At 55.4% G+C, this 13,146-nt stretch carries 14 protein-coding genes and 1 pseudogene; 10 read left to right on the forward strand and 5 right to left on the reverse strand.

Going from position 1 to position 13,146, the window contains the following annotated elements; translation table 11 throughout:
• Positions 1–82: 82 nt before the first annotated feature.
• Positions 83–277 (forward strand): annotated as a pseudogene (locus NSS88_RS11230) (IS1634 family transposase); the annotation flags it as partial.
• Positions 278–872: 595 nt separating this feature from the next.
• On the opposite strand, the gene NSS88_RS11235 reads toward NSS88_RS11230, so the two are convergent.
• From NSS88_RS11235 to NSS88_RS11245, 3 genes are all read right to left on the reverse strand, one after another.
• Positions 873–1,223, reverse strand: a complete 351-nt coding sequence (locus NSS88_RS11235) for a hypothetical protein (protein ID WP_061580504.1) — start codon at positions 1,221–1,223, stop codon at positions 873–875.
• 121 nt (positions 1,224–1,344) lie between these two features.
• Complete coding sequence (locus NSS88_RS11240; RefSeq protein WP_061580498.1) at positions 1,345–2,667, reverse strand: ArsB/NhaD family transporter; 1,323 nt, start codon at positions 2,665–2,667, stop codon at positions 1,345–1,347.
• Positions 2,668–2,673: 6 nt separating this feature from the next.
• Positions 2,674–3,126, reverse strand: coding sequence for a hypothetical protein (locus tag NSS88_RS11245; RefSeq protein ID WP_061580499.1), 453 nt, complete (start codon positions 3,124–3,126; stop codon positions 2,674–2,676).
• Positions 3,127–3,604: 478 nt separating this feature from the next.
• On the opposite strand from NSS88_RS11245, the gene kapD reads away from it, so the two are divergent.
• From kapD to NSS88_RS11260, 3 genes are all read left to right on the forward strand, one after another.
• Positions 3,605–4,225 (forward strand): 3'-5' exonuclease KapD, encoded by a 621-nt coding sequence (gene kapD / locus NSS88_RS11250; protein ID WP_033016292.1) that lies wholly within the window; start codon positions 3,605–3,607, stop codon positions 4,223–4,225.
• Positions 4,226–4,295: 70 nt separating this feature from the next.
• Positions 4,296–4,511 (forward strand): hypothetical protein, encoded by a 216-nt coding sequence (locus NSS88_RS11255; RefSeq protein WP_033010715.1) that lies wholly within the window; start codon positions 4,296–4,298, stop codon positions 4,509–4,511.
• An 80-nt stretch (positions 4,512–4,591) separates the two neighbouring features.
• Positions 4,592–5,092 carry a superoxide dismutase family protein gene (locus tag NSS88_RS11260; RefSeq protein ID WP_369813956.1) on the forward strand — a complete coding sequence of 167 codons (501 nt, stop codon included), beginning with the start codon at positions 4,592–4,594 and terminating at the stop codon, positions 5,090–5,092.
• 245 nt (positions 5,093–5,337) lie between these two features.
• On the opposite strand, the gene NSS88_RS11265 is transcribed toward NSS88_RS11260, so the two are convergent.
• Complete coding sequence (locus NSS88_RS11265) at positions 5,338–6,552, reverse strand: MalY/PatB family protein (RefSeq protein ID WP_081106584.1); 1,215 nt, start codon at positions 6,550–6,552, stop codon at positions 5,338–5,340.
• A gap of 83 nt (positions 6,553–6,635) precedes the next feature.
• Between NSS88_RS11265 and NSS88_RS11270 the strand changes: the two genes are divergently transcribed.
• The 4 genes from NSS88_RS11270 (at position 6,636) to yugI (ending at position 9,328) form a co-directional block, all read left to right on the forward strand.
• Positions 6,636–6,899, forward strand: a complete 264-nt coding sequence (locus NSS88_RS11270) for a DUF1871 family protein (RefSeq protein ID WP_033016289.1) — start codon at positions 6,636–6,638, stop codon at positions 6,897–6,899.
• Between the two features lie 50 nt (positions 6,900–6,949).
• Positions 6,950–7,450 carry an Lrp/AsnC family transcriptional regulator gene (locus NSS88_RS11275; RefSeq protein WP_033010737.1) on the forward strand — a complete coding sequence of 167 codons (501 nt, stop codon included), beginning with the start codon at positions 6,950–6,952 and terminating at the stop codon, positions 7,448–7,450.
• Positions 7,447–8,619: an aminotransferase gene (locus NSS88_RS11280; protein ID WP_033016287.1), complete on the forward strand. Its 1,173-nt coding sequence runs from the start codon at positions 7,447–7,449 to the stop codon at positions 8,617–8,619. The genes NSS88_RS11275 and NSS88_RS11280 overlap by 4 nt, the downstream gene beginning before the upstream one ends.
• Positions 8,620–8,968: 349 nt before the next feature.
• Positions 8,969–9,328, forward strand: a complete 360-nt coding sequence (gene yugI, locus NSS88_RS11285) for a S1 domain-containing post-transcriptional regulator GSP13 (RefSeq protein WP_055358303.1) — start codon at positions 8,969–8,971, stop codon at positions 9,326–9,328.
• Positions 9,329–9,391: 63 nt separating this feature from the next.
• On the opposite strand, the gene NSS88_RS11290 is transcribed toward yugI, so the two are convergent.
• Positions 9,392–9,625 (reverse strand): DUF378 domain-containing protein, encoded by a 234-nt coding sequence (locus NSS88_RS11290; protein ID WP_033010722.1) that lies wholly within the window; start codon positions 9,623–9,625, stop codon positions 9,392–9,394.
• Between the two features lie 155 nt (positions 9,626–9,780).
• Here NSS88_RS11290 and NSS88_RS11295 point away from each other — a divergent pair, with 155 nt between their 5' ends.
• Entirely contained in the window at positions 9,781–10,944 is a 1,164-nt protein-coding gene (locus NSS88_RS11295) for an iron-containing alcohol dehydrogenase (protein WP_061580500.1), read from the forward strand.
• A gap of 675 nt (positions 10,945–11,619) precedes the next feature.
• Positions 11,620–12,969: a glucose-6-phosphate isomerase gene (locus tag NSS88_RS11300; protein ID WP_061580506.1), complete on the forward strand. Its 1,350-nt coding sequence runs from the start codon at positions 11,620–11,622 to the stop codon at positions 12,967–12,969.
• Positions 12,970–13,146: the final 177 nt, after the last annotated feature.

The following is a 13,146-nucleotide window of genomic DNA, read 5'->3' on the forward strand; positions in this document are numbered from 1 at the left end:
CAGTCAAACTTCTTTGGAAGCCCCCACTTCAAATTTTCGCTAGAAAATTAAGTGGGGGTAGTTCACAAGTTGTAATATAGGCATGTATATACGACGAGTCACACGCAAAAACAAGGATGGAACAACCGTTGCTTATCTCCAGCTTGCTCACAATGAATGGGATCCAAAGGCCAAATAGGCGAAAGCGAAGGTGATGGATTCGTTCGGGCGCGAAGATGAAGTGGATCGCGCCGTCTTGGAACGTCTGGCCAAAAGCATTTCGCGATTCCTTTCTCCGAACTCATGAATCGTGGCCGAACGTAAGAGACGAATGTGAGCGTCTTATGCTTGGACATTTTTCTTCCAAAAACGGCGGCCTTTCTCGGCGAGCCGAACTGACGGCCAAACAAGCGCAACTCTTTGCGGCTCTAGGGTTGGAACCTCCTCCGAAGATCCTAGGCATCCATCCTCGCGCCTAGATACACGCCCAAAGTGTGCTCAAATGCCTCCCGTCCCTTTTGTATCAAGGGTTGAGAGGCATTTTGTTTGCCTAGTCACTGTCGAACTCGGGGTGAGCGGATGCGCAAAGTGAATGGAAGGGGACGCCGGGCGTTGGGTGCCCGGCAAGTTTGTTTAGGCGCCAGACGGCGATGAGACGATCGCTGTCTTTTTTTTTTGGTTCACGAAGGTCGGCGGCGAGAACCGTTTTGGTGTGAAAGGAGCTTCTGGCCCAGCAAGGCTCAAACGACAACACCGCTTCCAGCGCCGTGCATCGTCTGGAAACGGCGCTATCGCATCAGGTGCGGCCGACGTGAACGGATGTTGGCAACCGCCAAAGCAGGGAATGTGAAGAGCGAACGCCGCTTGCTGATTGCGCGTTGCGATGGCGAAGGCTATACGTGAAATGGAGGAAACACGTTCCAACGCAAGCCGATGGCAAGCTGGCAGCACGGGAACGATCCAGGCGGCGGCGACAGCGTCAGGCGGATGCCGTCGGGATTAAAATACACTTCAGTTTGCGAGCGGATGCCGAGCGAGCGGATGAGGCGCTTCACTTCCTCCGTTTTTCCTTCTTGGGCGGCGGACATGATCGTGGCGGCAAACGAGCGCGATTCGGCCAGCCTTTTTAAAATGACTCCAGCATCGTTCATGAGCGTCTGGGCGGTGGCGGCGGATTGGGAAAAGAGCGCCGGGTCGATCGGCGGATACGGGCCGGCCGGCATCCGCGGGAACGGGGTGAACATGGCTGCTTGCGCCTCCTTTCCGAAAATGGAATCCGATATTACGATATGTGCAAACAGCCAAAAAGGAGCGAAGCCAAGCGGCGATTTCGCTCCTTCTTTATGCATTCATGCAGGCGGGGCGTTACAAATAGTGCAACCATAAATAGGCGTGCGACAAAAGCAAGGCGACGAGCGTGAGCGGCGCGCCGATTTTCAAAAAATCCATGTATGTAAAACCATGCCCTTCGCGCGACGCCATGCCGGCGACAATGACGTTCGCCGAGGCGCCGATGAGCGTCCCGTTCCCGCCTAGGCAGGCGCCGAGCGACAAGGCCCACCATAGCACGTCAATTTGCGGAGCGTCAGGGGACAGCCCCATGCCGACCGCCATATCTTGAATGAGCGGGATCATCGTGGCGACAAACGGAATGTTGTCGATCGTCGCCGAGGCGATGCCGGACAGCCAAAGAATGAAATAGGCGGCTGTGGAAATATCGCCTCCGGTGACTTCAAGCGTTTTTTCCGCCAATGATTTGATCAGGCCGATGTCAACAAGCCCGCCCACCAACACAAACAATCCGGCGAAAAAGAAAATCGTGCCCCATTCGATCGAATGAAAGACATCCTCGATTTCGTGCTCCGGCACGGCGATAAGCATGAGCGCGACCGCCCCGGTCATGGCGATGACGGCCGCATCGACATGAATGACCGAATGAAAAATAAAGCCAAGGATGGTCAGCCCGAGCACGGCGACCGATTTGCGCATCAGCTTCGCGTCTTGAATGTAGTCGGCGTCGCGAAGCGCCATTAGCTTTTGGATCAACGTTGGATCGGTTTTCAGCTGCTTTCGGTAAATGAACGCAAGCAATGCGACCGTGATGATGGCGATCACCGCGACGATTGGCGTCAAGTTGAACAAAAAGGCGTTGAAATCAAGATGCTTGTTCGCAGAGCCGATCATGATGTTCGGCGGATCGCCGATCAATGTCGCCGTGCCGCCGATGTTGGACAACAGCACTTCCGAGATCAAGTACGGCACTGGGTTCACTTGAAGCATGCGCGTAATGGAGAATGTCACCGGCACGACAAGCAGCACGGTCGTAACGTTGTCCAAAAACGCCGACAGCAGCCCGGTCAACAAAGACAACATCATCAAAATGCGGACCGGGCTGCCTTTCGCGAGCTTGGCTGCTTTAATGGCCATGTATTGAAAAAAGCCGGACTTGCTTGTAATGCCGACTAAAATCATCATGCCGATCAACAGCGTGATCGTTCCCCACTCAATATGATGGGTGAACGCTTTCTCGGTGTCGACGATGCCGAAGATGACCATCAGCGCCGCCCCGAGCAGGGCGATGACCGCCCGGTGGATTTTTTCGGAAATGATGATGGCGTATACAACCAAGAAAACGGCAATGGCAAAATAATATTGAAGATTTGACACGTGTACAGCAGCATGATCCATTCGTTCTCACTCCCTTTCCTGCCATGGCGTCAAGTCGCGAAAGCCGCTCCCGCACGCTGGGCATGTCCAGTCGCGGCGTTCGCTCGAGGCTTCACGAACATAAAACGTAAAGGAACAATGCGGACAAGGGATTTCGCGTACCCGATCGATCAGCATCCGCCGTTTCGGTTTAGCCGGGGCGTCGGTGTCAATGACCTCGACATGTCTGTCATCGCGCGATTCGTCTTCGGCGAGGACGGCTCCTTCCGCTTCCTTCTTCGTACGCCACCTGCCGCCGAGCAAGTGCTGTTCGAGCTGGCTGTGTGAGGAGTGGGCGAGCATGTCTTCGGCCAGTTTCATATATTGCGCGTCCGTCAAGGCCGCAAATGAAACGGTTTCCCCCTTCTTTTTCCAATACGCCCGCAGTTGGTCTTCGGTGAAGATCCATGTGACAATCTGATGAATCACGACATTTTTCATCCCATCCACCCTCCTTTTTCTTGATCATATCATAGAAAGCTGGTGGTTTAACAGGAAATGCGGCTCAATCATCGCATTTTTTTTCAATGGATCAACCTTATAGGTGCTGCTCTTCTCTTCACCCAAGAAACCATCGGTTTAGGGGAAATGATGGTTGTTTTCTAATCGTATATAAACTCCCATGACCAAAATTTCGTCACCATCGGAAGGATGAAAATGCCTCTATGTTGAACTCTGCAATTTTACGCATTTTGGAGTTTTGGTATTTTCAGGATAGAGATAAGGGAGAAAAAGCGATTGGCTTGAATGAGAAGCGTCCATCCGCCCTTCTTCTTTTTCACCAAAGCTGTCGTTGATTCCTCCGTCATCCGCCTCTTTTTCGCCCTTTTCTGAAAAAAGAAATAAACAATGGCTTCTACGTGATATAATAATAAGTAAGACCCATTACGGCTGTATGGAAGAAAGGGGGGAAGCGGCGATGGATGACCCGCAATATTTGTTTCTCGATTTCGAATTTACGATGCCGGAGACGAAAACGAATCCAAGCGGGTTTTGCCCGGAAATTATCGAAGTCGGCCTTGTTGCGGTTGTTGAGGAGCAAATCGTGAGCCAATTTTCCTCCTATGTGAAACCGCTCCGTTTTCCGCAACTCACCGACCGGTGCAAATCGTTCCTCAACATCACCCAAGCGCAAATTGATGGCGGCATGAGCTTTTTTGATCTCGTTTCCTTGCTCCGGCGGTATGACCGAGAGCGCCCGACGACCGTCATTACATGGGGCGGCATGGACATGAAAGTGCTCCGGGAAAACTGTCAGTCGGCGCAAGTCGCATTTCCATTCACCGGCGAACACCGCGATTTGGCTTTGGAGTATAAACGGTTTTTCGGCAACAAAAACCAAACCGCCTTGCGCAAAGCGGTGCAAGAGTATGGAAACGAAGCAGTTGGAAAAGCCCATTGTGCGCTCGATGATGCGTTTACCGCCTACACGATCTTCCGGCTCATCGAAAACGACAAAAAGTATTTGGCGAAGACGAAGCCGCCGACGCTCGGCGAGCGGATCGATTTCACCCAGCTGAGGAAAAAGTTTGCGTTATAGCCGGCTGCGTTGGCAGCGGCTTTTTTATGCTATAATGATAGATGATTTTACGGCAGAAAGGTTGTTTGCGATGTGGCCATGGGTGTTGAACTTGTTTTTGTACTTTCCGGAAGACAAGCGTGAATACATTCCGGCGGCGATTTCCTTTGCCGTCTTTTTCTTGATGGCGGTGTTTACCATGCGGCTCATCGTCGTCATTTCCCGGCGTCAGGAGAAGGAGGCGAAGCAGCTGGAAGAACAGCTGCTCGGCAAACAGGACAGACAAAAACAGCCACCGCATGTATAAACCGGCGCTTCCCCGGCAATAATGGCGGATAACGGATGTGAAGCTGGGGGGAGTTTGTGTTGCGTGGATCATATGCGATCATGTCCGCCGTGCTGCTCGTGTTGTCCGGCTGCGGGCAAGATGAAGGAACGAGCCGGACGGTGGAGATGATCAATGCGGACGGCGATCGGATCGGTACGGTGGAATTGACGGAGCAAGCCGAAGGAGTGCGGTTGAAGCTCGATTTGGAAGGGCTCCCGCCGGGGGAGCACGCCATTCATATTCATGAAAAAGGAAGTTGCCAGCCGCCTGATTTTCAGTCGGCGGGCGGGCATTACAACCCGGACGGGAAAAAGCACGGCCTTCTCCATCCGGAAGGGGCGCACGCCGGCGATTTGCCGAACATCATTGTGAAGGAGGACGGCACGGTCAACGTGGAGCTGATGGCGCCGAATGTGACGCTCCGGGGAGGGGAAAAAGGGACGCTCTTGACGAAAGACGGAACATCGATCGTCATTCACGCCAAGAAAGACGACGGCATGACCCAGCCGGCCGGCGCCGCCGGCGGGCGGATCGCCTGCGGGGAAATCAAGTCGTCATGAAACAGGGGCTCGCGTGCGGGCCCCTGTTTCACGTTGCCGGGACAGCTCTTCGCATGGCAAATGCGCGAAAGCGACGGTTGCACGGCCTCTGCGGCACATGGTTGGCAGAACAGAGAATGGGAAGGAACGATCGTTTGGCTTCCTTTTCTTTTTTGATTGACATGGATAGAGGAATCCCGCAACGGATTTGGTGCTGTTTCGTTTCCGTTTCGCCATTCGCTTGGCCGCACTTCTTTGGCGCAAAGCTAGCCTAGCGCCGCCCCCAGCCGCCGCAGCCCTTCTTCGAGCGTCGGGCGTGGGCAGGCGGCGTTTAAGCGGATGAAGCCGGCGCCTTCGGGACCGAATTTGCTGCCGAATTCAACAGCCAGTTTTCCACTTTCCAACAGCCGCCGTTTCAGCTCCTCCTCGGAAAGGCCGAGGCCGCGGCAGTCGATCCAGATGAGATACGTTGCCTGCGGCCGGATGAGGTGAAGCGCCGGCAGACGGTCGGCCAAATAGGCGGCGACCGCCTCGATGTTTTCCTGCAAGTAGGCAAGCAAGGCGTCGAGCCACGACCCGCCGCATCGGTACGCGGCCTCCGCCCCGACAACGGCGAACGCATTCAACGTAAAAAAGCCGTGACGCTGCTGGATGCGGCGGAACGCCCGGCGCCGCGAATCGTCGGGAATGACCGCTTCGGCCGCCTGCAAGCCGGCCAGGTTGAACGTTTTCGTCGGCGCGCGGAATGTGGCGCTTTGCGCCGCAAACTCGGGACGAAGCGCGGCGAACGGCACATGCTGGTGCGGCGGAAGCGTCAAATCGGCGTGAATTTCGTCCGATAAGACGAAGACGCCGTGTTTGAGGCACAGCTCCCCGAGCCGCTCGAGCTCGGCGGCCGTCCACGATTTGCCTCCGGGATTGTGCGGATGGCAAAGGATGAGCAGCTTTGCCCCGGGTAGTTTGGCTTCCAAGTCGTTCCAGTCGATGACGTAGTTCTCTTCCGCCAGCCGGAGCGGGCTGAATATGAGCGTGCGTCCGTGGCGGCGGACGAGATCAAACAGCGGCCGATAGACGGGCGAGAACACGACGACGCCATCCCCCGGCTCCGAAAACGCCTCAATGGCAGCGGCGACCGCCGGCACAACGCCAGGGGCAAACACGAGCCAAGACGGATCGATCGTCCAGTCATGACGGCGTTCAAGCCATTGGCACACCGCTTCTTTGAGTGAATCGGGAATGACGGTGTAGCCAAACACGCCGTGTTCAACCCGCCGCTGCAGCGCTTCCTGCACTTCGGGCGGCGCCGGAAAATCCATATCGGCGACCCACATCGGCCAGACGTCTTCATGCCCGAATACGCGCTTTGTATCATCCCATTTCACGGACAGCGTGCCCCGGCGGTCAATCACGCGGTCGAACAGGGACGCGGCCGTGCCTTCCCCGTTTTGGGCATGGCTTTTTCCCTCATCGGACGGAAACATTGTTGCATCTTCTCCCTTCTTTTTTTCGAATCGATGGCTTATAATTGGTTATATCATAGCAGCAAGAAAGGTGGATGGACAGCATGGACGGACAGCAGTTGAACCGGCTGCTTCTTGAGACCATCGGCGCCTGGGACCCGTTCGGCCTCGGAAACGGCGCCTACGAGGTGGAAGCGGTCGACGTTCTTCAGGCGGTGTACGATACGGATGATCCCCGCACGCTGGCCGCCCGTATTCAGTCCATATATGAATTCGCGTTTGACAAAACGATTCCTGCCCGCGACTGTCAAAAACTCGCCCGCCGGCTTCTCAAACTGAAACACGCCGCATCTTGTTCGCTCCCGTGACGGCATCCAGCGGCCGGCTTGCGGAAATGGATGAAAGGGAGGAAGACAAAGTGAAACTGAGTGAAAAAGAACTAGAAATTGTAAAAATATTAGAAAAAGATGCGCGTACGCCGCTTGATATGTTGGCGAAAATGGTCGGCCTGCCAGTTGCGGAAACGGAGGCACTCGTCAAAAAGCTGGAAGAGGCGAAAGTGATCGTCCAATATACCGCGCTCGTCGACTGGCGGAAGGTGGACGGTCATGAAGGGGTGACGGCGATGATCGATGTGAAAGTGACCCCGAAGCGCGGTGTCGGCTTTGACGAGGTGGCGGAGCGCATTTACCGCTTTCCGGAAGTGACATCCGTCTATTTGATGTCCGGCGCCTACGACTTGTCGGTCGTCATTGAAGGGCGGTCGATGTCAGAAATTGCCCAGTTTGTATCGGAAAAGTTGTCGACGCTCGATTCTGTCATTTCAACGACGACCCATTTCATTTTGAAAAAATACAAACATGACGGCATCGTCTTTGGTCAAGGAGATCAAGATCGCCGCATCGTGGTGTCGCCATGAAGCCGCAAATGCGAAACACATACGTGTCGAAGACGGTCGCCGCCTTGAAGCCGTCCGGCATCCGCCGCTTTTTCGATCTCGCTTCCGGCATGGAGGGTGTCATTTCGCTCGGCGTCGGCGAACCGGATTTTGTCACGTCCTGGAGCGTCCGCGAAGCGAGCATTTTGTCGCTTGAGCAAGGCTATACGTCCTATACCCCAAACGCCGGGCTTTTGGAGCTCCGCCAAGAGATCGCAGCCTATTTGCGCCGCAAGTTTCACGTTGACTACCGGCCGGAGACGGAAATTTTGGTGACGGTCGGGGCGAGCCAGGCGATCGATTTGGCGCTGAGGGCGATTCTCGACCCGGGCGATGAAGTGATCGTCGTCGAGCCAAGCTTCGTGGCGTATGAGCCGCTTGTCGTGCTTGCCGGCGGGACGCCGGTGGCGGTGCAGACAACGGGCGCAGACGGGTTTCAACTCCATGTGGCGCAGCTGGAGCAGGCGCTCACCGCGCGGACGAAAGCGATCATCATTTGCTCGCCGAACAACCCGACCGGTACGGTTCTCCGTCCGGCTGAACTTGAAGCGCTCGCCCGCCTGGCGAAAGAGCACGATTTGCTTGTCATCGCCGACGAAATTTACGCCGAACTGACGTATGACGGCGGCTATATGAGCATGGCCGCCGTCAGCGGCATGCGCGAGCGGACGATTTTGATTTCCGGGTTTTCGAAAGGGTTCGCGATGACCGGCTGGCGGCTCGGATTTGCTGCGGCGCCGGAAGACATTTTGCAGGCGATGTTGAAAATCCATCAGTATGCGATCATGTGCGCGCCGACGATGGCGCAATACGGGGCGCTTGAGGCGCTTCGCAGCGGGGAGCGCGATGTCGCCGAGATGCGCAGCAGCTACCGGCGGCGGCGCAATTATTTCGTGTCGTCGCTCAATGAAATCGGCTTGCCATGCCATATGCCAGGTGGCGCGTTTTACGCGTTTCCATCCATTCGGCATACCGGCATGACGTCAGAGCAGTTCGCCGAGCGGCTGCTCATCGAAGAAAAAGTGGCGGTCGTCCCCGGCAGCGTCTTTGGCCAAAGCGGAGAAGGACATGTTCGCTGTTCGTACGCGTCGTCGCTTGAACAGCTGCAGGAAGCCGTCAAACGAATAAAACGGTTTTTGGCGCGTTTGTAGCCGGCGGCCAAGGCGCCCACGCGGAAGCGGGGCGCCTTTTTCCGTTTTCGCATGCACACGCCCTCATCCATACGGAGCGGTAATGGCGGCTTGGTTCGGAACCGCTGTTTGCGCCGGCTTTTTCTTGACGCCTATACGCGCGAAAGAGCGGCAAGGACACGACCGGGGGGGCGGCCGGTTTAGGAAAAAATCCATCGGGTCGGCAGTTGGCGGCGAGCCGCGCGCCACGGAGCAAGCACATTCGTGCAAGAAAAACAATCGCTTGGGCCTATCCCCTCATTTTGGGGTTTTGCCTTCCCCTTATGTTATAATACAGAAACGATGAAATTCACCAATAGGAGTGTTTTGCTTGCCAACGATCAAACGAGGAGCCATTGTGAAAGGGAAGGTGACAGGTATTCAGCCGTACGGCGCGTTCGTCCAGCTTGAGGGCGGCATGCAGGGGCTCATCCATATTTCCGAGATTTCGCACCGATTTGTCAAAGATGTGCGCGATTATGTCAATGTCGGCGATGACGTGACCGTCAAAGTGCTTGATGTCGACTGGAAGATGAAGCGGGCGAGCTTGTCCTTGAAGGCGCTTGAACCAGGCGCGGAGAAGCGCCAGGCGCGCATCAAAATGCCGCTTGAGCCGGGATTCCGCTCGCTAAAAGAAAAGCTGCGTGAATGGATCGAGCAGTCGAAGAAGGAAGATTTGCCAAAACAATAAAACACTCACCGCCAAGCGGTGAGTGTCCGGTTTCGCCCGCAAACTGCGGTGTCCCGGCCCCGTTCAGGTGCGGGTCGGTTTCGGTTCAGTGCGCTCGAGCTCTTCGGCCGGTTTGAACAACAACGCCAGGTTGATCAAGCCGGCGATGCCGACAAGGCTGTAAATGATGCGCGACCAAACGGCGTCCTGGCCGCCGAAAATGGCGGCAACCAAATCAAATTGAAAAAACCCGATTAGTCCCCAGTTTATCGCGCCAATGATCGTCAATAACAAGGCGATCCGCTGCCACGCTCCCATCGTGTCCACCTCCTTTGGGCAAGATCTTTCATTCGCTTATAGAATGAATCATAGCGGTTGAAAATATGCACGGCTGCTTTGGAAAGCAATCGGCTTTACAACGATGGCCGCGGCCGCCATAATAGAAGCCATAGAAGCCAAAGGAGGGAAACGAGATGAAACCGTTTGCATTCCGCAACCCGACGAAACTCATTTTCGGGAAGGGGCAAATTGAACAGCTGAGGCAGGAAGTGCCGCGCTACGGCAAAAAGGTGCTGCTTGTCTACGGCGGCGGCAGCATCAAACGAAACGGATTGTATGATGAAGTGATGGCCATCTTGGCCGGCATTGGCGTCGACGTTGTTGAGCTGCCGGGCGTCGAACCGAATCCCCGCGTCTCGACCGTCCGGAAAGGGGTTGATCTTTGCCGGAAGGAAGGGGTTGAGTTTTTGCTCGCTGTCGGCGGCGGCAGCGTGATTGACTGCACGAAGGCGATCGCGGCCGGGGTGAAATTTGACGGCGATCCGTGGGAATTCATCACAAAAAAAGCGGTCGTCACCGACGCGTTGCCGTTTGGCGTGATTTTGACGCTGGCAGCGACAGGGTCGGAGATGAATGCTGGTTCGGTCATTACGAACTGGGAGACGAAAGAAAAATACGGCTGGGGCAGCCCGGTGACGTTTCCGCAGTTTTCGATTTTGGATCCGACCTATACGATAACGGTCCCGAAAGAACATACGGTGTACGGGATCGTCGATATGATGTCGCACGTGTTTGAGCAATATTTCCACCACACGCTGAACACGCCGCTTCAGGACCGGATGTGCGAAGCGGTGCTCAACACGGTCATTGAGGCGGCGCCGAAGCTGGTCAATGACCTGGAAAACTACGAGCTGCGCGAAACGATCATGTACTCGGGCACGATCGCCTTAAACGGATTCCTGCAAATGGGCGTGCGCGGCGACTGGGCGACGCACAACATTGAGCACGCCGTTTCCGCGGTGTATGACATTCCGCACGGCGGGGGATTGGCGATTTTGTTTCCGAACTGGATGAAGCATGTTTTGGATGAAAACGTCAGCCGCTTCGCCCAGCTTGCGGTGCGCGTCTTCGGAGTTGATCCGGCCGGAAAAGCGGAGCGCGATGTGGCGCTTGAAGGCATCGAGCGGCTGCGGGCGTTTTGGTCAAGCCTTGGGGCGCCGTCGCGGCTGATGGACTACGGCATTGGCGACGAGCAGCTCGAACTGATGGCGGATAAAGCCATGGCGTTCGGCGAGTTCGGCCATTTCAAAAAGCTGAACCGTGACGATGTGCTCGCCATTTTGCGCGCGTCGCTTTAACATCTTTCTCACTTCGAAACGAAGTGAAAGTAGGAGATGAATGTCGGTTGGCGTTAGCCAACGAATAGGATAAAATATGGTCCGAACCGACATCTTCGGAACGAAGGGAAGCGTAAAGGGTTCTTGTGTGTGGCTTGCTGTTCGGTGGACACGCACAAGTCGCTTGAAGCCCCCACCTCTAAGCGAAGCGTAGGTGGTGGGTCGTTTACTGGAAAAGCGGGGGCTCTCCAAGATGAAGCGGTTTTGCAACAGCCAGCCGGCGGCTTTAGGCCAAAGCTGGCTGTTTGCTGTCCGTCCCCGGCAAGGCTGGCGATGGAAGAGAAAAGCTGCCGTCATGACCGTGTTCAAAGCGGGAAATGTTGCTTTTCTCGCCGCTCCGGCATCGTCGGTTTGGCGGGCATGGCTGTGTTGCCCGGCTTTCTAGGAGTCGGAAAAGGGTCGGAAAAGGCAGCCAAAACGCACTTTCACAAGCGGCTCCCTTTGCCATTGCCTCTTCGTTTGTGGCAGAATTCTCAATTGGGCGAAACCGCCGTTGTTCGTCGGCTTTCGTCCGAAAACACGCAGCGAAAATTGTCGGAATTGAATCCGTTTGCAAACGCGGACTGCGGCTTGATTTCCCCCGTCTATTCCGCTAAAGTGAAAGAAGGAAATGAACATGAAAGGGAGGCGGAATGGATGACCCATATTCGGTTCGATTATTCGAAAGCGCTCGCCTTTTTTGGCGAACATGAGCTTACATACTTGCGCGATGCGGTGAAAGTCGCGCATCATTCTCTTCACGAAAAAACCGGAACCGGGAACGACTTTTTAGGCTGGCTTGACTGGCCGGTCGACTATGACAAAGACGAATTCGCCCGCATCAAGGAGGCGGCGAAAAAGATTCAATCAGACTCCGATGTCCTTCTTGTGATCGGCATCGGCGGCTCGTATCTTGGCGCGCGCGCGGCGATTGAGATGCTGCATCATTCGTTTTACAACGCCTTGCCGAAAGAGAAGCGGAAAACGCCGCAAATCATTTTTGTCGGCAACAACATCAGCTCGACGTACATGAAAGACGTCATCGATTTCTTGGAAGGAAAAGACTTCTCGATCAACGTCATTTCCAAATCGGGGACGACGACCGAGCCGGCGATCGCGTTCCGTATTTTCCGCAAACTGCTCGAGGATAAATACGGCAAAGAGGAAGCGCGCCGCCGCATTTATGCGACGACGGACAGCAAGCGCGGCGCGTTAAGAACGCTCGCCAACGAGGAAGGGTATGAAACGTTTGTCATTCCGGATGACATTGGCGGCCGCTATTCGGTGTTGACCGCGGTCGGGCTATTGCCGATTGCTGCCAGCGGCGCGGACATCGACGCGATGATGGAAGGCGCGGCGAAAGCGCGCAGCGATTTCAGTTCCTCGGAGCTTGAGGACAACGCCGCCTACCAATACGCCGCCATCCGCAACATTTTGTACAACAAAGGGAAAACGATCGAACTGCTTGTGAACTACGAACCGGCGCTGCACTACTTCGCCGAATGGTGGAAGCAATTGTTTGGCGAAAGCGAAGGGAAAGACCAAAAAGGGATTTACCCGGCGTCGGCCGACTTTTCGACCGACTTGCATTCGCTCGGCCAATACATTCAAGAAGGGCGCCGTCATTTGTTTGAAACGGTGCTGAAGCTAGAAGAACCGCGCCATGAATTGGTCATCGAAGCGGAAGACAACGACCTTGACGGACTCAACTATTTGGCGGGAAAAACGGTCGATTTCGTCAACACGAAAGCGTTCGAAGGGACGCTGCTCGCCCATACGGACGGCGGCGTGCCGAACTTGGTCATCACCTTGCCGAAACTGGATGAGTACACGTTTGGCTATCTCGTCTACTTCTTTGAGAAAGCGTGCGCTATGAGCGGCTACTTGCTCGGGGTGAATCCATTTGACCAACCGGGAGTGGAAGCATACAAAAAGAACATGTTCGCCCTCTTGGGCAAGCCGGGGTATGAGCAGCTGAAAGAAGAGCTGGAAAAACGGCTGAAATGACAACGCGGCTCACCGCTGTCCGCCATGCTGCGACGCGTCCCAAACGGCCAAAAAAACGCCTCTTCCCTTTTGCGAGGGAAGAGGCGTTTTTTTGGCCTGACCCCGTTGTGAACCAGCCGTTTGGCTGCTTAGCGCCCGGGCGCGGCTATATCGCCCCCTGCTGTTTTTCACCAGGCG

This window comes from Geobacillus sp. FSL W8-1251, assembly GCF_038005945.1.
Taxonomy (GTDB): domain Bacteria; phylum Bacillota; class Bacilli; order Bacillales; family Anoxybacillaceae; genus Geobacillus; species Geobacillus stearothermophilus.